At 58.9% G+C, this 20,051-nt stretch carries 20 protein-coding genes; 12 read left to right on the top strand and 8 right to left on the bottom strand.

The window, feature by feature from the left end; all coding sequences use genetic code 11:
• Nucleotides 1-64: 64 nt before the first annotated feature.
• Complete coding sequence (locus DBR30_RS17490; protein WP_108540928.1) at nt 65-667, top strand: short chain dehydrogenase; 603 nt, start codon at nt 65-67, stop codon at nt 665-667.
• A 128-nt stretch (nt 668-795) separates the two neighbouring features.
• Here DBR30_RS17490 and DBR30_RS17485 read toward each other — a convergent pair whose 3' ends face one another.
• The 3 genes from DBR30_RS17485 to dapA form a co-directional block, all read right to left on the bottom strand.
• The gene (locus DBR30_RS17485; RefSeq protein ID WP_040065098.1) at nt 796-1,899 is read right to left on the bottom strand and encodes a phosphoribosylaminoimidazolesuccinocarboxamide synthase; all 1,104 of its coding nucleotides are present in this window, start codon (nt 1,897-1,899) and stop codon (nt 796-798) included.
• A 167-nt stretch (nt 1,900-2,066) separates the two neighbouring features.
• A complete protein-coding gene (bamC, locus tag DBR30_RS17480; RefSeq protein ID WP_108540927.1) occupies nt 2,067-3,194 on the bottom strand; it encodes an outer membrane protein assembly factor BamC in 1,128 nt (375 codons plus the stop codon).
• Nucleotides 3,187-4,074: a 4-hydroxy-tetrahydrodipicolinate synthase gene (gene dapA, locus DBR30_RS17475; protein ID WP_108540926.1), complete on the bottom strand. Its 888-nt coding sequence runs from the start codon at nt 4,072-4,074 to the stop codon at nt 3,187-3,189. The genes bamC and dapA overlap by 8 nt, the downstream gene beginning before the upstream one ends.
• 205 nt (nt 4,075-4,279) lie before the next feature.
• Between dapA and DBR30_RS17470 the strand changes: the two genes are divergently transcribed.
• From DBR30_RS17470 to DBR30_RS17460, 3 genes are all read left to right on the top strand, one after another.
• Complete coding sequence (locus DBR30_RS17470; protein ID WP_005341119.1) at nt 4,280-4,813, top strand: glycine cleavage system protein R; 534 nt, start codon at nt 4,280-4,282, stop codon at nt 4,811-4,813.
• Between the two features lie 24 nt (nt 4,814-4,837).
• Complete coding sequence (bcp, locus tag DBR30_RS17465; RefSeq protein ID WP_108540925.1) at nt 4,838-5,302, top strand: thioredoxin-dependent thiol peroxidase; 465 nt, start codon at nt 4,838-4,840, stop codon at nt 5,300-5,302.
• 163 nt (nt 5,303-5,465) lie between these two features.
• Nucleotides 5,466-5,966: a YfbU family protein gene (locus tag DBR30_RS17460; RefSeq protein WP_108540924.1), complete on the top strand. Its 501-nt coding sequence runs from the start codon at nt 5,466-5,468 to the stop codon at nt 5,964-5,966.
• 60 nt (nt 5,967-6,026) lie between these two features.
• On the opposite strand, the gene yfbV is transcribed toward DBR30_RS17460, so the two are convergent.
• Entirely contained in the window at nt 6,027-6,467 is a 441-nt protein-coding gene (gene yfbV / locus DBR30_RS17455) for a terminus macrodomain insulation protein YfbV (RefSeq protein WP_005339116.1), read from the bottom strand.
• Nucleotides 6,468-6,771: 304 nt separating this feature from the next.
• On the opposite strand from yfbV, the gene DBR30_RS17450 reads away from it, so the two are divergent.
• The 5 genes from DBR30_RS17450 (at nt 6,772) to DBR30_RS17430 (ending at nt 13,526) form a co-directional block, all read left to right on the top strand.
• Complete coding sequence (locus DBR30_RS17450) at nt 6,772-7,974, top strand: acetate kinase (RefSeq protein ID WP_108540923.1); 1,203 nt, start codon at nt 6,772-6,774, stop codon at nt 7,972-7,974.
• Between the two features lie 55 nt (nt 7,975-8,029).
• Complete coding sequence (gene pta / locus DBR30_RS17445; protein ID WP_041210398.1) at nt 8,030-10,210, top strand: phosphate acetyltransferase; 2,181 nt, start codon at nt 8,030-8,032, stop codon at nt 10,208-10,210.
• 377 nt (nt 10,211-10,587) lie between these two features.
• Nucleotides 10,588-10,908 (top strand): ComEA family DNA-binding protein, encoded by a 321-nt coding sequence (locus DBR30_RS17440; RefSeq protein ID WP_019445026.1) that lies wholly within the window; start codon nt 10,588-10,590, stop codon nt 10,906-10,908.
• 95 nt (nt 10,909-11,003) lie between these two features.
• Nucleotides 11,004-11,915 carry a UTP--glucose-1-phosphate uridylyltransferase GalU gene (gene galU / locus DBR30_RS17435; RefSeq protein WP_100654493.1) on the top strand — a complete coding sequence of 304 codons (912 nt, stop codon included), beginning with the start codon at nt 11,004-11,006 and terminating at the stop codon, nt 11,913-11,915.
• A gap of 213 nt (nt 11,916-12,128) precedes the next feature.
• Entirely contained in the window at nt 12,129-13,526 is a 1,398-nt protein-coding gene (locus DBR30_RS17430; protein WP_021231963.1) for a peptide MFS transporter, read from the top strand.
• A 74-nt stretch (nt 13,527-13,600) separates the two neighbouring features.
• On the opposite strand, the gene DBR30_RS17425 is transcribed toward DBR30_RS17430, so the two are convergent.
• On the bottom strand, nt 13,601-14,572 hold the full coding sequence (locus DBR30_RS17425; protein ID WP_108540922.1) for a response regulator: 972 nt from the start codon (nt 14,570-14,572) through the stop codon (nt 13,601-13,603).
• Nucleotides 14,573-14,810: 238 nt separating this feature from the next.
• Between DBR30_RS17425 and DBR30_RS17420 the strand changes: the two genes are divergently transcribed.
• The 3 genes from DBR30_RS17420 (at nt 14,811) to DBR30_RS17410 (ending at nt 17,204) form a co-directional block, all read left to right on the top strand.
• Nucleotides 14,811-15,509, top strand: coding sequence for a DnaT-like ssDNA-binding domain-containing protein (locus tag DBR30_RS17420; RefSeq protein WP_108588458.1), 699 nt, complete (start codon nt 14,811-14,813; stop codon nt 15,507-15,509).
• A 71-nt stretch (nt 15,510-15,580) separates the two neighbouring features.
• Nucleotides 15,581-16,435 (top strand): DnaA ATPase domain-containing protein, encoded by an 855-nt coding sequence (locus DBR30_RS17415; protein WP_108540921.1) that lies wholly within the window; start codon nt 15,581-15,583, stop codon nt 16,433-16,435.
• Nucleotides 16,436-16,568: 133 nt separating this feature from the next.
• Nucleotides 16,569-17,204 (top strand): SDR family oxidoreductase, encoded by a 636-nt coding sequence (locus tag DBR30_RS17410; RefSeq protein ID WP_108540920.1) that lies wholly within the window; start codon nt 16,569-16,571, stop codon nt 17,202-17,204.
• Between the two features lie 109 nt (nt 17,205-17,313).
• On the opposite strand, the gene DBR30_RS17405 is transcribed toward DBR30_RS17410, so the two are convergent.
• The 3 genes from DBR30_RS17405 to DBR30_RS22485 form a co-directional block, all read right to left on the bottom strand.
• Nucleotides 17,314-18,510: an ABC transporter permease gene (locus tag DBR30_RS17405; protein ID WP_108540919.1), complete on the bottom strand. Its 1,197-nt coding sequence runs from the start codon at nt 18,508-18,510 to the stop codon at nt 17,314-17,316.
• Entirely contained in the window at nt 18,510-19,664 is a 1,155-nt protein-coding gene (locus DBR30_RS17400; protein WP_058053042.1) for an ABC transporter permease, read from the bottom strand. Before DBR30_RS17400 ends, DBR30_RS17405 begins: the two co-directional genes overlap by 1 nt.
• A partial coding sequence (locus tag DBR30_RS22485; protein WP_258224482.1) for an HlyD family secretion protein occupies nt 19,664-20,051 on the bottom strand: 388 nt, incomplete at its 5' end. The genes DBR30_RS22485 and DBR30_RS17400, both read right to left, overlap by 1 nt.

Below are 20,051 nucleotides of genomic sequence, written 5' to 3'. Positions count from 1 at the left end.
TTACGCGCTTTTTCGCATTTTCTGTTGCGCTAGAATCGATACATCCCAACCAGGAGTGATGCAGATGAAAATTGTGATTGTGGGTGCCTCCGGCACCGTCGGCTCCGCGGTCAGTGAACTGCTTGCCAAAGATCATCAGGTGATCCGGGTCGGCCACAGCCGTGGCGATGCCACGGTCGACATGCGCGCTCCCGCCTCCATCAAGGCGCTGTTTGCCCAAGTGGGCCAGTTTGATGCACTGGTTGTCGCCAGCGGCAGCGTGGCCTTCAACGGCCTGACCGAGATGACCGACGAGCAGTGGCAGGTGGGACTGGAGAGCAAGCTGATGGGCCAGATCAACCTGACCCGAGCCGCCATTCCCTATCTAACTGACAAGGGTTCCATCACTTTGATCAGCGGTATTCTAAGCGAGGAGCCGATCAACTGGGGGGTGAGCGCCAGCACCGTCAACGGCGCCATCGATCACTTTGTGAAAGCGGCCGCCTGCGAGCTACCCAGAGGCCTTCGCATCAACGTGGTAAGCCCGACCGTGCTGGCGGAGTCGATGGACAAATACGCCGACTTCTTCCCGGGGTTCGTGCCGGTGCCAGCCGCCAAGGTGGCGCAGGCTTACAAGAAGTCGGTGTTGGGCATTCAGACAGGTCAGGTGTTCAGGGTCAACGGCTGATCGCCGCTCGCTTGCCGCCAGACCAGCAATAAAAACGGGCCCCGTAGCGGGGCCCGTCTGTTTCTCTGCCTATCTCCTTCGCTATCAGCAAACGTTTGTTTGTTGACGACAAAAAAAGAGAGCAACCCTTAGTCGATCAGACCGTACTGATCGCGCAGCACCTCGATGATCTCCTGCTTGGGATTGGCAGAACGCGCCAGCTTGTGGCCGATGATCTTCTCGGCGATCCCGACATAGGTGTTGGAGATATCCATCATCACTTCGGTCGGCAGCTTGTTGTCGCGGGCCAGGGCAAAACGTTCCGGCATGCGGTTCTTGTTGAGCAGGATGTCCGGATCCGGGAAGTGGTTGAGCAGCCACTGACGGAAACCCTCTTTGGACTTCTCGACAATCTGACCGTCGCGCAGGGCCGCGCCATCCCAGATACGGGAGCTGTCGGGGGTGCCCACTTCATCCATGTAGATCAGCTTCTCGTTGCCCGCCGCATCGTGGACGTAACCAAACTCGAACTTGGTATCGACGAAGATCTGATCCAGCCCGGCCAGCGCGTCGCTGATGACGTTGAAGCCCTCTTTGAGCAGCACTTCGTAGCGGTCGATGTCGGCCGGTTTGCTGAAGTTAAAGCCCTTATAATGGCGCTCGATATCGGCACGGGAGACGTTGACGTCATCGGCTTCCGGCACGCCATCCAGCCCTTTCAGCACGCCCTTGGTGGAGGGAGTGATGAGGATCTCCGGCAGTTTCTGATCCTTTTTCAGCCCTTCCGGCAGGGTGATGCCGCAGAACTCGCGCTCGCCATCCTTGTAGGCACGCCACATGGAGCCGGTGATGTACTGGCGGGCAATCGCCTCGATCATCACCGGACGGGCTTTTTGCACAATCCAGACGAAGGGGTGCGGAATATCCAGAATGTGGCTGTCGGCCAGCCCCTTCTCCTTGAACAGCTTGAACCAGTGGCTGGAGATGGCGTTGAGCGCCGCCCCTTTGCCCGGCACGCCGTTCAGGCCATCCACACCTTGCCAGATGCAATCGAAGGCCGAGATACGATCGCTGATCACCATGAGGGCGAGGGGCGCATCGGCCGGCACATCATAGCCTTTCTCTTTTATGAGCCGGGCACTGTCTTCGGGGGTCAACCAGTAGACGCTGCGCACTTTGCCGGAATGGACAGGTTTATCGGTACGGATCGGCAAATCGTCATTCACCGCCAATACTTGATCTGCAAGACTCATGGCTAATAACACTTCCTGTTTGTGGGGGGTAAACATCGCGAGTTCCTCACCTGCGCGCTCTGTTTGCAACGGGCTGGCAAGGGGGCTCGCATCATCGAAAACCACTCGGAATCCCCGCGTTTTCAGGGGGATTCTGATAACAAAACAGGGGCACAAGGCCCCTGTATTTATTCTGCTTTTGCTGCTGCCTGATCGGCCAGCCCCTTGGCGAACGCCTCGGACAGGCTGATATACATCTGGGAGATAACCCCGGACGATACCGGCTTCTTGTCCTTGTCGAACAGGGTAATGGAGGTCTTACCTCCCGCCATTTCGCCAAGCTGGAAGCGGTATTTTTCCTCCTCCAGTTTGAACGGCTCGCTCCCTTTCGCCTTCCAGAACTCGGCACCCGGCTCTTCGTACTCGACGTCGATCCAGCCCAGAGACTGCTGGGTATCCTTGATGGTGAAACCGTAAACGGGCAGTACCTGGTTGAGGCGACGCCACACCTGATCAAAGGAGCCTTCGGCAATCCAGGCGCTCAGCTCGTTGTTGTCCAGACCCAGTTGCAGACCCATGCCATCGTTGGACTTGTGCTGCTCGCGGGCTTTCAGCTGGCTGTCGTAATAGAGCGAGAACTGGTTCAGCACTCGCGCGGCATAGCGCTGGGCATCGGCAGGGGTCAGCTTGTTGCTGGTCTCGCCGTCGATGGTCTCTTCGTGATCCAGCACCCGGACCGACATGTTGACGGCGTGGCGCTGGGCGTCGTTGCGCACGGTGAACTGGTAACGCTGACGGATTGTGAAATCCTCGTCATCTTCACCCCAGCCATCGAGGGCGACCGTGTTGTCAAACCAGCCGGTCTGCAATACGCCATCCTGCTGATCCAGCTTCTCGGTGGTGACCTTGTATTTGGCCAGGAAGTTCATCAGGAACGACCAGGTATCGCGCTCCACGCTCTGGCTGGTGCTCAGGGCATAGAAGGCAACGGTCGGTTCGGTTGCACTCTGCACGACCTGACTGCCCGGTACCACGGTCAGCAGCTGGGCGGGCGGGCGCACATCGACCTGGGCGCCGAGGGCACCTTCACGGCTGCTCTCGGGAAGCGGCGGAATATCGTACTGGCTGTTGAAGGTGGGGGCACTCAATCCTGCGGGGATCAAGAACGCGCGGCCCTCGAGGCGGGCATCTTCATAACCGAAGTCGCGGTTGGCCATTTTGCGATCCTGGGGGGTGCTGCAACCGGCCAATACGGCCACAGTCGCAACGCTCAGCACCAGACGGGCTCTATTTCCCTTTCCATTAGATTTAAACACTCGCCATCAACTCCGCTGTGGTCAGTGCTCGCGCCATCAGCTGCTCGCCCTCGGGGGTGAGGTCAACCAGCGGCAGGCGCAAGGTGGCTGTTGCAATCAACCCCAGTTGGACACAGGCCCATTTCACCGGGGTGGGGCTCGGTTCGCAGAACAGAGTCTTGTGCAACGGCATCAAGAGATTGTTGATGTCATGCGCCTGCCCGGCATCACCGGCCAGCGCAGCACGACACATGTCGGCCATCTGGGCCGCTGCAATATTGGTGGTGACCGAAATCACGCCATCGCCACCTTGCAGCATAAAATCACAACCAGTGGCATCGTCGCCACTGTAGAGAGCAAACTCCGGCCCGCACAGCTCGCGCAGCAGCGGGGTGCGGCTCAAATCGCCGGTTGCCTCTTTCAAACCGATAATGCCGGGAACCTTGGCCAGACGGGCCACGGTCTCCGGTTTGAGATCGCAACAGGTGCGACCGGGCACATTATAAAGAATTTGGGGCAGACCACTAGCCTCGGCGATCGCACAATAGTGGCGATAGAGACCTTCCTGAGTGGGCTTGTTGTAGTAAGGAGTCACCGAGAGGCCCGCCACCACGCCGGTTTTGGCCAGTCGCTTGGTCAATTCAATGGCATGGGCGGTATTGTTGGAGCCGCAGCCGGCGATGACGGGAATGCGTCCGGCGGCATACTCAACGGTCTTTTCAACGACGGCAATATGCTCCTGCTCGCTCAGGGTCACCGATTCCCCTGTGGTGCCCACCGCAACAATGGCGCTGGTCCCGGCGCTGACATGATAGTCGACCAGCTTGGCCAGACTGGCCCAATCGACTTCACCTGAAGCCAGCATGGGGGTAACGAGCGCAACAATACTACCGCGTAACATGGACTTTTCTCCCGATTTTCAGGGGCGTAATGGTAAAGCTGACCCCTTTGAAAAACAAGGGAGAGAGGGGGCAAGCCGTGATACCATCCGGCACAAAAAGTAATGGACGAAAGTCGGCAGCGCCCCTCAGGGAGTGGTCATCAGGGCCGGAGGGTTGGCTTGCCAGCGCGGCTTTCGCAACGAAATAACGGACGAGAGAAGATTTATGACTCACTACCTGGTCGTAACGGCCATCGGCACGGACAGGCCTGGCATCGTCAATGAAGTGACCCGCCACGTCAGTGGCTGTGGTTGCAACATTGTGGACAGCCGCCTTGGCATCTTCGGCAATGAATTTACCTTTATCATGCTGCTCTCGGGCGACTGGAACAGCTTGATGCAACTCGAAATCAGCCTGCCCCTGCGTAGTCAGGAGTGGGATCTCATCACCATGATGAAACGCACCGAGCGCCACCAGTCCCTGCAGTATGACGTCCGCGCCAGTGCCGATCTGTTGATCCGCGACGAGCCGGGCATCGTAAGCCAGTGCACCCAGTTCTTCAGCGAACATGGCTGGAATATTCAGGCGATGCAATCCATGACCCTGGAGCAGCAGCCGTTCAACCTGCTGAAGATCAGTTTTCAGCTCAATCTGGCCAGAGAGGGTGAAGTGGAAGGTTCGCAAACCGCCTTCGCCGAATTCTGTCGTCAACTGGGTGCCGAATCGTTCGAGTTTATCGTCAATCGCAAACACGCCTGAGGGCGTTTTACCCGAGGAGACCCCATGCAACCACTACAAGCTGGCAGCCCCGCCCCCGATTTCTCCCTGCCCGACCAGAATGGCAATCAGGTCAGCCTCGCTGGCCTGCGCGGCAAGAAGGTGCTGGTCTATTTCTACCCCAAGGCGATGACCCCCGGCTGCACCACCCAGGCCTGCAGCCTGCGCGATGTGAACACCGAGCTGGCCGCCCTCAATGTGGTGGTACTTGGCATCAGCCCGGATCCGGCCAAACGGCTGAAAAAGTTTGAAGAGCGGGACCAGCTCAACTTCACTCTGCTGGCCGATGAGGACCACGCCGTCGCGGATGCCTTTGGCGTCTGGGGCCCGAAGAAGTTCATGGGCAAAGAGTATGACGGCATTCACCGTCAGAGCTTCCTGATCGATGAAGAGGGCAAGATTGCCCACCACTTCGACAAGTTCAAAACCAGCGATCACCATCAGGTGGTACTGGATTTCCTCAAGGGGTAACCCTCCCCTGCGTCATTGAAAGGCCTGCCATGCAGGCCTTTTTTGTCTGGTCAACCGCCCCTTGCCAACGGATTTTTCTCACCAACTCCCCCGCCCAGATCAAAAAATTCATTTTATATATGGGTTAACGTGACCCCAGAATCATCTTCCAGCGAGATATCCCATGAACATGAGCAACACAGAGCGTTTGATCCTGAGCAACCAGTACGAAATTCTGGCGAAACTCAACCCGGAGAAAGCGGACGTCTACCAGCGCGCCAGCACCATCATCGAGCGCGGCTACTGCCTGCAGATCCTCGAGCTGGAGAAGAGCTTCGGCCATCTGGATCTGGCGACCTGCCAGGAGGTGATCGACACCCTGGAGCTGCACCACGCACTGGCCATCTCATGGGGCAATCTGGATGCGGCCGATCAGGGCGAGATCAACGCCAGCCGGCTGGAGTTCAACGGCTACAGCCGCAGCCAGGAGCGTGAACTGGCTGACTACGTCTGCTTCTTGCTGGAAGTGGACAAGCGCTTCCCCGAGCTCAAGTGCCCGTGCGATGAGCTCTCCAGCGACATCTCCATGCGCGACAAGTACCAGCGGATGCTGACTGTATGGCGCCAGTGCCCCCGTCAATACAAGCTCTCCATTCAGGAGATCCGCAAGGTGCTGGCGGCCTGATCCCTCACGCCAACCGCAACAAAAAAGGCGCCACTGGCGCCTTTTTGCATCTGATACGGGTTATTCGTAGAGAAAGGATTTATCGAGCTGCTGGAAGGCGGCCTTGAGGGTATCGGCCAGCTCTTCATAGCGCGGTTGTGACACCAGCTGACGACGGCCACCCTGCTCGTTCATCTTGCCGTTGATCTCCCGATACCAGCTCGCCAGCGACGGGGGCAAACGAGTGTCGGCACGCTGGCCGAGCCAGTAGTAACCTTGCAGCGGCAAACTGAGCAGAAACAGCACGGAGGTGATGACTGAAGGCCAGTAGTGCAACTCACCAAACTGGAACTGCAACATCACGCTCAGCACCGCCAGCGCGGGGATCACCTTGAGGGCGAACTCGGTCGCCTTGATCACCCGATTTTCAGGAAACATCGAATTGAGCTCGGGACGGCGCGGCCAAAGCGTCATATAATGGCGGCCTTGCTGTAACTTAGTTCCAAAAATGTTCATGCTCATACTACCTCCGAGCGCTTTTTGAACGTACTAACGGCAAAACCTCGACAAAATTTGATGCAAAGTAACAAAGGTTGAGGATGACTTTGTTATTTTTCAACAATCGGGTTATCCTTTGTACGCCCATTTTTGCGTCAAAAGCTTCTTGCTATTGACCTGTCAGGGACGTCTGGATTTCGGGTCTTGTATCACTATACAAGGGGCAAGCAACAGATTGCCAACCCTCATAAGGATAAGTTGAAAGTTTTTGGCCGCACCGCGTCCAACGCATCCGCCTACACAACCCAATCTGCGATAGGATTTATTCATGAGTAAGCTGGTTCTTGTTCTTAACTGTGGCAGCTCTTCCCTGAAGTTTGCCGTCATTGACGCAACCACCGGTGATGACCTGCTGTCCGGCCTGGCCGAGTGCTTCAACCTCGACGACGCCCGCATCAAGTGGAAACTGAATGGCGAGAAAGGCAGTGCCGATCTGGGCGCGGGTGCCGCTCACCAGGAAGCGCTGGACTTCATCGTCAACAAGATCCTGCCGCTCAATCCGGAACTGTCCAAGAACCTGATCGCCATCGGTCACCGTGTAGTTCACGGTGGCGAGCGCTTCACCTCTTCCGTGGTCATCTGCGAAGACGTGATTGCCGGCATCGAAGCCGCCGTTCCGTACGCACCTCTGCACAACCCGGCTCACCTGATCGGTATCCGTGAAGCTCGCCGCGTATTCCCGGCCCTAGCTGACAAGAACGTGGCCGTATTCGACACCGCGTTCCACCAGACCATGCCGGAAGAAGCCTTCCTGTACGCCCTGCCGTACAAGCTCTACAAAGAGAACGGCATCCGTCGCTACGGCGCCCACGGCACCAGCCACTACTACATCAGCCTGGAAGCCGCCAAGCAGCTGAACAAGCCGGTTGAAGAGCTCAACATCATCAACTGCCACCTGGGCAACGGCGGTTCCGTCTGCGCCATCAAGAACGGCAAATCCGTTGATACCTCCATGGGTCTGACCCCGCTGGAAGGCTTGGTCATGGGTACCCGTTCCGGTGATCTGGATCCGGCCATCATCTTCTTCCTGCACGACAAGCTGGGCATGAGCGTGGCCGATATCAACACCATGCTGACCAAAGAGTCCGGCCTGCAGGGTCTGACTGAAGTGACCTCCGACTGCCGTTTTGTTGAAGACAACTACGCCAGCAAAGAAGAAGCCAAGCGTGCTATGGACGTTTACTGCTATCGCCTGGCCAAGTACATCGGCGCCTACGCTGCCGCCATGGACGGTCGTCTGGACGCCGTTGTTTTCACCGGTGGTATCGGTGAAAACTCCGCCCCGATCCGTGAAATCACCCTGAACAAGCTGGGTCTGCTGGGCTTTGACGTCGATCACGACGCCAACCTGAAGGCTCGTTTCGGCAAGGGTGGCGAGATCACCAAGGCTGGCTCTACCAAGGCCCTGGTAATCCCGACCAACGAAGAGTGGGTTATCGCCCACGACGCGCTGGAACTGGTCGGCGCTTAATTGACGCAGTAACTCGAGGCCGCCCACCAGGGCGGCCTTTTCCTGATCCCAAAAAATGAACAAGGGGTATAAAGTGGCACGCACTATTATGCTTATCCCGGTCGGCACTGGTGTCGGCGTAACTTCCGTAAGCCTTGGCGTTGTTCGCGCCATGGAGCGTCACGGTGTCAATGTCAGCTTCTTCAAACCGGTTGCCCAGCCGCGTCCGGGTGAAACCGGTGCCGAGCGCTCAACCGCCGTTATCCGCGCAGCTGCCAACATCAATCCGCCCGAGCCCTTCACCCTCTCCTACGCCGAGAACATGATCAGCTCCAGCAACACCGATATCCTGCTGGAAGAGATCGTTGCCCGCTTCGAAGAGCACGTGAAATCCAGCGGTGCCGAAGTGCTGGTTGTCGAAGGTATGGTGCCGACCGACAAGCAGCCCTTTGCCAACAAGCTGAACTACGACGTTGCCAAGGCGCTGGATGCCGACATGGTATTCGTGACCCACCCGGGCCATGACTCCAGCCAGAAGCTGAAAGAGCGCATCGAACTGGCCTGCTCCAACTTCGGTGGTGTCAACAACCCCCGTATCGTTGGCTGCGTAATCAACAAGGTGGGCGCGCCGGTTGACGAGCATGGCGTAACCCGCCCTGACCTGACCGAGATGTTCGAAGCCCATCACCACGCTTCCGACGCCGCCCACAACTTGGAAGTGCTGCAAGTGTTTGGCAAGAGCCCGTTGCGCATCCTGGGTTGCATCCCCTGGAACACCCAGCTGATCGCCCCGCGCGCCAAGGATCTCGCCAAGCATCTGGCCGCCAAGATCCTGCACAAAGGTGAGCTGGACAGCCGCCGTCTGCAAACCGTGACCTTCTGCGCCCGCTCCATCCACAACATGGTCGAGCACTTCCGTCCGGGCAGCCTGCTGGTCACCTCCGGCGACCGCTCCGACGTCATCGTCTCTGCCTGCCTCTCCGCCATGAACGGCGTCAAGCTGGGTGCCCTGCTGCTGACCGGCAACTATCATCCGGAGCCGCAGGTCATGGCGCTGTGCCAACAGGCCATGGCCACTGGCCTGCCGATCATGATGACCGGTACCAACACCTGGCAGACCGCCGTCAGCCTGCAGAACTTCAACGTCGATATTCCGGAAGATGACCGCGAGCGTATCGAGCTGGTACAGGACTACGTCGCTGGCCACATCGACAAACACTGGATCGAGTCGCTGACCATCAGCTCTACCCGTTCCCGTCGCCTGAGCCCGCCGGCATTCCGTTATCAGCTGACCGAGCTGGCCCGTCAGGCCAACAAACGTGTCGTGCTGCCGGAAGGCGACGAGCCGCGCACCATCAAGGCTGCCGCCATCTGTGCCGAGCGTGGCATTGCCCGTCCGGTGCTGCTGGGTAACCCGGAAGAGATCCGTCGCGTTGCCGAACAGCAGGGTGTTGTTCTGACCGATCGCGTCGAAATCATCGATCCGGCCGTTGTGCGCGAGCGCTATGTGCCGCGTCTGGTCGAGCTGCGCAAGAACAAGGGCATGACCGAAGTGGTTGCCCGCGAGCAGCTGGAAGACAACGTGGTACTGGGTACCATGATGCTGGAGCGCAATGAAGTTGACGGCCTGGTATCCGGCGCGGTGCACACCACTGCCAACACCATCCGTCCGCCGATGCAGATCATCAAGACCGCTCCGGGCTCTTCCCTGATCTCCTCCATCTTCTTCATGCTGCTGCCTGACCAGGTGCTGGTCTACGGTGACTGCGCGATCAACCCGGATCCGACTGCCGAGCAGCTGGCCGAAATCGCCATCCAGTCCGCCGACTCCGCTGCCGCTTTCGGCATCGAGCCGCGCGTAGCCATGATCTCCTACTCTACCGGTACCTCTGGCGCCGGTGCCGATGTAGAGAAAGTGCGTGAAGCGACCGAGCTGGCCAAGGCCAAGCGCCCCGACCTCATCATCGACGGCCCGCTGCAGTACGATGCGGCCATCATGGAGAACGTGGCCAAGTCCAAGGCACCGAACTCACCGGTTGCAGGTAAAGCCACCGTGTTCGTCTTCCCGGACCTGAACACAGGTAACACCACTTACAAAGCGGTGCAGCGTTCCGCTGACCTGGTCTCCATCGGCCCGATGCTGCAAGGCATGCGCAAGCCGGTCAACGACCTCTCCCGTGGCGCCCTGGTTGACGACATCGTCTACACCATCGCCCTGACCGGTATCCAGGCTGCACAGGCTGACGAACAAGCCTAATCAGTGCCTGTCTGAAAAAACCGATCACAAAGGCTGCTCACCCCAGGTGAGCAGCCTTTCTTATTGGTTCTCTTTTGAAGACCAGTGAAACATGCCATCAGTGCAGTGTTATGCAGAATAATGCCATGTGATGTGCCAGAAATGTCTCGAGCGTAGCGCTGTGGGAAAGCGTGCCCGCCACCTTAAAGATGTATCTAAAATAGATTCAAGATCATACGGTTGGATATATGAGGGCATTCATAGTGAAGCGCTTATAGCAAATATTTCGCCATCGGCATGAGGATTTGACCTGTTAGAAATAGCAGTGAAAAAGACCCGTTCGATACGCTATTCATCAATGTGCCACTCGGCAATATCCACATCATGGAGGAATGGAAATGCTGATGAAGAAGCTCTCTGCAATCATGCTGCTGGCCTGCTTGCCCCTGTTCAGCCAACCTGTGCTGGCCGCAGATAAGGCAGCACCCAAGCAAACAACCACGACCGAGGTCGCCAAGGAGACCGGTAAGCTGAACATCAATACGGCCACCCTTGCCGAACTCACCAGCCTGAAAGGGATTGGCGACAAGAAGGCACAAGCCATCGTCGACTATCGGGAAAAACAGGGAAAGTTCACCTCGGTCGATCAGCTGGCGGATGTCAATGGCATTGGCCCGGCCACGCTGGAAGCCAACAGGGACATGATAATAGTCAAATAAAGTCGAATGGATCAGTTGCAAATGGGGCAGCCTGTGGCTGCCCCATTTTTCTTGGGGTATGATTGCCGCACTTTAATCCCGCTGGATAGTTTTCCATGAAAAAGACTCCTCTTGTTGTTCGTAAGGCCGTGCTCCCGGTAGCCGGTCTGGGTACCCGTATGCTGCCAGCCACCAAGGCCATCCCGAAAGAGATGTTGCCGGTGGTCGACAAACCGCTGATCCAGTACGTAGTGCGCGAAGCCATCGCCGCCGGGATCAAGGAGATCATTCTGGTCACCCACTCGAGCAAGAACTCCATCGAAAACCACTTCGACAAGAGTTTCGAACTGGAAGCGACCCTCGAGAAGCGAGTCAAGCGTCAGCTGCTGGAAGAGGTGCAACAGATCTGCCCGAAAGACGTCACCATCATGCACGTCCGTCAGGGTGAGGCCAAAGGTCTGGGCCACGCTGTGTTGTGTGCCCGTCCGCTGATCGGTGACAACCCGTTTGCCGTGCTGCTGCCGGATGTGCTGATCGACGACGTTGCCAGCAACCCCAAGCAGGACAACCTGGCCGAGATGGTGCACATGTACGAAGAGAACCAGATCAGCCAGATCATGGTGGAAGCGGTTCCGGAGAGCGAAGTGGACAAGTATGGCATCGCCGACATCAAGGGCGAGGCCCTGAGCGAGGGGATGTCCCTGCCGATGCAGGCCATTGTCGAGAAGCCGCCCCGTGACGAAGCCCCCTCCAATCTGGCGGTAGTGGGTCGTTACGTCCTCTCCTCCAATATCTGGCCGCTGCTGGAGAAGACCCCGGCCGGTGCCGGTGACGAGATCCAGCTGACTGACGCCATCGCCATGCTGATGGAGCAGGAGCAGGTCAACGCCTACTTCATGAAGGGAAAGAGCCACGATTGCGGCAGCAAGCTGGGCTACATGAAAGCCAATGTGGAATATGGTGTGCGCCATCACGAGCTGAATGGTGAATTCATCGGCTGGCTGAAGCAGTTCGTCAAGCAGTTGTAATCGCTGATAAATCTGTTTTTTATAGACGTATTTAAGGGGCATCAAATGATGCTCCTTTTTCATTTTTGCAACAAAAAATCAATCAAGAGTAAATAAACTCTCAGCAAATCATAATGTTGTAATTTATTCACACATGCTCTATAAGGATTGAGGCGTGTTTCTCGCCCTTGCATAAAAAACTCAAAAAAATATAAGACACAGGTGGAAGTTCCAATGAATAACCCGTCAAAAGGGACCTTTTTAGGTCACCCTAAAGGGCTTTTTTTGCTCTTTAGTACCGAACTGTGGGAGAGATTCTCCTATTACGGCATGCGTGCCGTACTTGTGCTCTATCTGACCGACCTGACTGCCAACGGCGGTCTGGGCTGGAGTCAGGCAGATGCCCTCAAACTCTACGGTATCTATACCGGTCTGGTTTATATCACTCCGCTGATCGGCGGCTGGCTGGCAGACACCTTCCTGGGTCAACGTCGCGCCATCCTGATCGGTGCCGTGCTGATGGCCGCAGGTCAGTTCACCCTGGCACTGCCCCACGCTATGTTCCCGGATATGGTCAACACCATGTTCTACGCGGGCCTCGCGCTGCTGATCGTGGGTAACGGCCTGTTCAAACCGAACATCTCCACCATGGTCGGTGACCTCTATGAAGAGGGCGATCACCGCCGTGATGGTGCTTTCACCATCTTCTACATGGGTATCAACCTGGGTTCCCTGCTGGCAGGCGTGATCTGTGGTGCTGCAGCCACCGCCTACGGCTGGCAAGCTGCCTTCGTCGGCGCCGGTATCGGTATGCTGCTCTCTCTGGTGATCCAGGCTACCATGGCCCAGCGTTTCCTGGGTGACATCGGTCGCGTCACTGCCGCCCAGCGCGCAGCCGCCCTGCGTACTACCGAGCAGAAAGCACCGCTGACCAAGCAGGAAGTGGATCGCATCAAGGTTATCCTGGTACTGGGTCTGTTCACCATCATCTTCTGGGCCGGTTTCGAGCAGGCCGGTGGTCTGATGAACCTCTACACCCAGGAGTATACCGACCGCATGATCGGCAGCTTCGAAGTGCCGACCGCCTGGTTCCAGTCCCTGAACCCCTTCTTCATCATCACTCTGGCACCGGTCGTTGCGGCCATCTGGATCAAGCTCGGCAAGAAAGAGCCGAACTCTCCGGTGAAATTCGCCATGGGTCTGCTGTTCCTGGCTATCGGCTTCCTGTTCATGGTCGGTGCCGTGCTGCAGCAGGGTGGTGACAACACCGTCAAGACCTCCATGTTCTGGCTGGTAGGTGCTTACCTGTTCCACACCCTGGGCGAGCTCTGCCTCTCCCCGATCGGCCTCTCCATGGTGACCAAACTGGCTCCGCTGCGTCTGGCTTCCCTGATGATGGGTGCCTGGTTTGGCTTCGTTGCCCTGGCCAACTACGCTGCGGGCTTTATCGGCTCCTTCGTGGGTGAAGCCGGCCCGATCGCTATCTTCGGTGGCATCGCCCTGGCTGCAGTACTTAGCGCCCTGATCCTGCTGACCATGGCCAACCGCCTGGTCTACTGGATGCACGGTGCCGAAGGCCCGGCCAAAGAGCCGCAAGCTCAAGAGAAGAAACTGCAATCCGCCACCGTCTAAACGGTCAGGATTGTAAACAACAAACAGGGCGCCCATCGGCGCCCTGTTTGTTTTAGCCTGTTTATCAGGTGGCATCAGTGATGACGAACCTGCACATCCAGCGAGCCGCCGCTGTCGCTGCGAAACTGCAGGGCGAACGGTTCATGCCAGCTACGTTTGTGCAGGGCGTAGTGGCTGCTGCGCATCAGACCAAGGGGTAGCCCGCCGGAGCGCATCAGCCAGTGGGGAGAGGTGAGCCCGGCATTGGCAAACACCAGCCCATCATGCTGATCAAACAGCAGCGCCGCCATGGCAAAAGAGTGGCGAAGCCCGGATGCCATCAACTGATGGTTGAGGTAGTCGAGCAACCGGTGCGGCTGGCTCAGCAACCGGCTCTCGTTCTGCTGAAACTGGCGGTAGGGGACATTCATCAAGGATCGCACCAGCGCACCACAAAATGCCGCATCCGTCCCCATGATAGGCAGCTCCATCACCAATACCAGTAACTTGTCCCCCACCTTGAAGGTGTCGGGAATAAAGAGCTGGCCCAACCCCTTGAACGTAATCTGCCAGGGGCCCCACTCCTGCAATCCCGGCGGTTTCAGCCCGGCCAGCAAACGGCTGGCGGCCCGATCGTGGGCACTGAAGTACTCCATATGATCCATCAGCTCCAGCTGCTGACTGCGCGCCCCCCGACTCTTGAGGCACTGCTCTATGCTGCACTCTACCAGCGCATAATCTTCCAGCGGCTTTAGCAGATAATCGCGCGCACCGGCGCGCAGGGCACCAGCCACCGCCTCCATGGTGCTCTGGGCCGAGATGACGATAACCGGGATATCGGGGTAGCGAGCAGAGAGGCAGGCGATCACTTCGTGACCATCCATATTGGGCATATTGAGATCGCAGAGCACCACATCAGGATGGTAGAGAGCAGCGGCCGACAGACCCTCAATCCCGTCTTCGGCCTGAAACACAGTTGCCCCGTCCCGTGCGAGGTAACTCACTAGCGAGTGGCGAAAAACGGCTTCGTCCTCCACCACCAGGATCCGCAACCCGGCTCTTAACATCTTGATAAAGCTCTTATTAGTCAATTGGTTATTTAGGTATTAAGACTAGTTCAAAAGTGCGGTATCCGCGGAAACGATGCGTCAAAAATAGACCTTGGTCAGGTTCTGAACGACAGATTGCTCTATTAACAACCACATAGCAGCACAACCTCTCCCCACAATGTCGCTACCTCCATGCGAATTGTGCAAGCCTGCGCCATAAGGGATAATGCCCCCACTCCAGCCCGTGAAGAAGACCATGACCCCAGCCGAATACAGCGCCCTTGCCCATCCCAGATTGTCCCATCCGGCTCGCAGTCTCTATACCCTGCAGCTGCGCAGACTGGTGCTGGAAAATCAGCTGCCCCGGCTCAACTATCCCGAGCTGGGTCGGGCGCTGGCGGTGGTCGATCCGGGCGATCCCTGCGGCTTCTCGTTTCAGGTCAATGCCCGTCAGCTCACCGAATTGTTCGATGAACTGATGGAGGCAGGCCTGCTGCAGGTCGAGGCGCAGCCCGAGAGTGAACACTACCATCAGTGTCCGTTCCAGTTGCCGCTGCTGACCCAGAAACTGCGCAGCCCGCTGCCGGAGCGCCCCTTCCAGATGCATCTGCAGTGGCGACCGGATGAGGAGCTGCCCGCCCTCGCCCGCCTGTGCGGGGTGATCGATGCCAGCTACAGCGAAGAGGATCTGGGGGAATTTATCGCCTACTGGCTGGGGCGTCCCGAGGTGTTCGACTCCCAGCATCAATGGATGCTCAAGTTCATTCGTGCCCTCAAGACCCGCCGCTACACCCGTCGCAAACCGATGGAGGTACAGGGCTACCAGCAGGTGACCCCCGCCCCGGCTGAGGCAGGCCCCAGCAAACGGGCCCAGCAGATGATCGAAGAGGCCAAACGGCTGGCCCAACAGCAAATGCAGGAACCAGCGCCGCAGCAGGAGCCGGATAATGATTGATAGCGGCCCCTGCCTGCAGGCAAAATCAACCCCCTGTCTACCCATCCCTGATCGAGCAGAAGGAGCATTCCATGACTGACCCGCAAGATCCCCTGCGCCAGGAGCTGGAAGAGATCGAAGCCAAGCGCAAAAGAATCGCCAAGGCCAAGCAGGACCATCGCGTTCACGATCCCGAGCTGAGCCAGCACGTTGGAGGTCTGCTGGAGCGCATTCGTCGCCTGCAGCAAGAGACCGGCGGCGGCCAGTATGACTACGAGACCCTGCGCAAGGAGTATGACGCCAAGGCCAACGCCGAGGTGCGCGAGCTGCAGAAGGCGGCCCGTCAGGAGCGGATCCAGAAGCTGATCGCCCAGGCCGACCTCAACCCCGACTGGGTATTTGACAAGATGGATGCCGGTGACCCGGCGCTGCAATACCCCATCGAAACAGCCCGTTACTTTATCAGCGGCTTCGAGCACTGGGAGAAGAGCGGTGGCGGTTGCATGCTGATCTACGGCGACTACGGCACCGGCAAGTCGACCCTGGCGGGAGCGGTAGCGCATGAGCTGATCGCCCGTCACCAGAAATCGGTGATCTTCCAGCAGTGGGCCTCCATCGTCGATCGGCTGTTTTTCAACGTCATCCCCGATCAGGACGAGCGCAACCAGTACCGCCGCGCGCTGGAAGAGGTGGATCTGCTGATCATCGATGAGGTATCGGCCAACCGCGCCAAGATGGCGGAGAGCCAGTCCAGCTTCCTCGGCCACCTGCTGCGCCGCCGTCGCAACCTGTCAAAGAGCGTCATCATCATCACCAACCACACGCCCCAGACCCTGCATCAGGCGATCGGTGATTTCAGCTATGAGGCGATCAAGGCGTTCAATCCGGTGGATATCCACCTGAGCGGCCCCAGCCGTCGCCCCAGCATCGGCAACTACAACGGCTGATCCCTCTCAAAGAGTGCGAGTCGCTGACGGCTCGCACCTTCTCCTCCTTGCTGACTCACAAATAGAAACAACTCTCATTTACAGCAGACGAACAAGCCACTAGGCTAGCCCCTTTTGCCAAGGGAGCTCATCTATGCCAACCACACTGATTTTCGGAGCCAGCCGCGGGCTGGGCCGCGCCTTTACTCATCACGCCCTGAACCAAGGGCACCGGGTCGTTGCGCTGGTGCGCAGCCCCGAGATGGCCATGGAACTGAGTGCGCTGGGAGTTGAGGTGATCGAGGGGGATGCGCTGGATCCGGCTACGGTGCAGCAGGCATGTGTCCGGGCAGGGCAAAATGCACAAGTCGTCTCTACCCTCGGCAGCTTCCGTCAAGCCGCGCCGGTGGACTATCAGGGCAACCGCCATGTGATCGATGCCATGGAGCAGGCAGGCCTGAAACGGCTGCTGCTGGTCACCTCCCTCGGCTGTGGCGACAGCTGGCAGTATCTGCCGGAGCGGGCCCGCGCCGCCTTCGGTCACGAGGTACGTCTCAAGAGTCTGGCGGAGAGCTGGCTGCAGACCAGCGCCCTCGCATGGACCATTCTTCGCCCGGCGGGCCTTCAGGATGGCGACACCACCGGCCGCGCCGAGCTGAGTCAGGGCAAGGAGGTACACGGACTGGTGCGCCGCGCCGATGTGGCCGCCCGAGGCTTGCGTCTGCTGGCGGATGAGACGGCAGTGGGGCAGATCTACGCCATCGGCGATCCCGAACTCCAACGCGGCTAAACCAGCAGTAAAACCGCTTAACCCCACCACATAACAAAACGGTCAGCCCTTGGGCTGACCGTTTCCGCTATACCGCACACGCCATCTCACACGTGCTTGCACCATCCCGCTAACCGGCGGTCGTTTCACTCTGAACGACTGATGGGCCAGCAACTAGCTGCGACTGCTGCCGCCAACGCAGCAGCAGGCAGGCCAGCGCGCCGTAGAGCAGCGCCAGTCCCCACAGCTGCCACCAGTAACGGGAAACCTGCGCAAAGTCGGCCCCCATCTGGTTAAGGCGCAGAAAACCCTCGATGGCGGGGATAGTGGGCACCCACTGAGCCAGCCAGTTGAGAGGGGCAGGGATCAGCTCCAGCGGCCAGATAAAGCCCGCCAGAAAGACCAGCGGCAGGGAGGAGATCAACACCACCTGAGTGGGCAGATCGCGCCGGGTAAAGATGGCGCCCAACACAATACCGAACCAGCAGGTCGCCAGCAGGAACGGCAGGGCAAACAGCCACAGCTCCAGCGGATCTGCATGACGAGCGATATTGTAGTGATCGAAGCAGAAGCCGAGGAAGTAGCTCACCGGCAGCAGGAACAACCCCGTCAGCACCAGGGTTCTGGCCAGCAGCAGCGGCAGTACCGGCGCGCTTTGCCAGTAACCATGCTCGCCGCGGCAGCTGCGCTGGTTCTGGGTCGCCCCCAGGATCCCCGCTCCCATCAGCAACACCTGATGGAGGATCAGCACGAACACCGCTGGCACCACGTAGTTCACATAACCCATGGTCGGGTTGAACACCGGCACCACGTTGAGGGCCACCGCATTCCAGCCCATGGCCGCTTGTGGCAGTGCCTCGCCGTGGCTCAACAGCCGCGCCACCTTCACCTGCGCGGCGAGAGTGCCGCCGGCCTGCGCCAGCCCCTCGGCAATGGTACCGTAGACCAGAAAGTAGGAGGCATCACCGGCATAACTCAGGGTGACGCTCTTGCCCTGCATCAGGTCCCGATAGAAGTGGTTGGGAATATGCAGGATCCCGCTCGCCTTCCCGGCCATCATCAGCTGGCGCGCCTCGGCCAGTGAATTGGCCCGCGCCACCAGCTTCACCTGCGGCGTGGCATCGGCCATAAACTCCAGCTGCCGCGACAGCTGGCTGCCATCCTCGTTGACCACCACCACCGCCTCTTCCCGCGGCAACTGATGCAGATAGGGCTGGGGGTAGAGAAACGAGTAGAAGATCACCCCGCCAAACAGGGTGAGCATGATGGCGCGATCCGCCAGCAGGGTGCGCAGCTCAAGGCGCAACAGATCGACAAATCCCAGCATCACTCAGGCTCCTTCTCGGCGACGGCCACTGCGGCTGATTGACGGGCCAGATCGGCCTGCTGCTTGTAACGGCGCACCACCAGCAGCAGGGGGAGCAGGAACAGCAGCAGCGCCCCCAATTGCGGCAAGGCGGATGCGAGGGGCAGACCATAGTTGCTCTGACCTATCTGCAGCTCCACATAATGAGAAACCGGCAACAGGCTACGCCAGAAGCGGGCGAAATCCCCCATGGCGCTCACCGGAAAAGTGACCCCCATAAAGGCGAAACCGGGCGCCGTGTAAGCCCCCGCCAGCGACAGGGCGCGGGCCGGATCCCGAATAATGCCGTAAAAGAACGCCCCCATGGTGACGCAAGCGGCCGAGGCGAGCCCCAGCCCCACCACAAGTACTAACCAACTGCCGTGCATGGGATAGGCCAACCCCTTGAACAACAGCAGCGTCCAGACGATCCCCCAGCCCCAGCCAATCAGCACATGGGGCAGCAGGGTGCGCCACAGGCCGAACCAGACACCGCGGGTGGTCCAGTCCAGCCCCAGCCGATCGGTGCGGGCCAGCGCATTGAGGCCGAACAGCACCACCAGGATCTGCCACACCGCGGGCAAAATCGCGCTCAGCAGAAACTGGGCATAACTGGAGTTGAGGTTGTAAAGCGCAGTGACCTGACTGCTGATGGGCACCGACTGCCCAATCGCACCGGGCAGCGCCTTGCCGTCGGCCATCGCCTCCAGCACACCGACCTGGCCGTTGAGAGTGCCTACCACCTGCGCCAGCGCCGAGTTGACCAGCTTGGCGATGAGGATGAACTGGCCATTGTTGAACACCGTCACCTGCGGCTGGGTACCCCGGCGGGCATCCCGCTCCAGATGGTTGGGGATCACCACCAGCGCATAGATGTCGCCACCGCGCAGCGCGCGCGCGCCAGCATCGATGGAGTCAAACTGATTGGCCACCTTGAGCCCGGCCGAGCCATCCAGCGAGAAGGCCAGCTGGCGCGACAGCACGCTGTGGTCCAAATCCACCAGCCCCACCTTGAGGTCGCGGGCCAGCCCTGCCGAGAAGATCCAGCAGAGGATCCCCATCAGCAGCAGCGGTACCCAGCTCATCAGGGCACGGCTGAACGGGTCCTGCCACAGCAGCCGAAATTCACGTCCCATCAGAGTTCAACCAGCACACTCATGCCAACCCGCAGCCCCTCAACCGGTTGCAGCGGACGGGCCTCCACCTGGAAGCTCTTCATGTCGAAACCCTGACGGGTATCGGTGGCACGCCAGGTGGCGAAATCCCCCATCACGGCCACATGGGTCACCTTGAAGCGCACGGTTTGATCGCCGAGGCCCGGGATGCGGGCATCAAACTCGGTATCCACGGTGAAACGGGGCAACAGATCTTCGCGGATGTGGAACTGGGCCCAGGCATCGCTCATGTCGAGCAGCGTCACCACCGGGAAGCCTTGCGGCGCCAGCTCGCCGCTACGCAGCAGCACCTGACTCACTTCACCATTGTGGGGACTGGTGATGCGGGTGTCGGCCAGATAGGCCTCT

This window comes from Aeromonas sp. HMWF017 (assembly GCF_003061465.1).
Lineage (GTDB): Bacteria > Pseudomonadota > Gammaproteobacteria > Enterobacterales > Aeromonadaceae > Aeromonas > Aeromonas veronii.
This window is presented reverse-complemented; position numbering and strand designations above follow the sequence as displayed.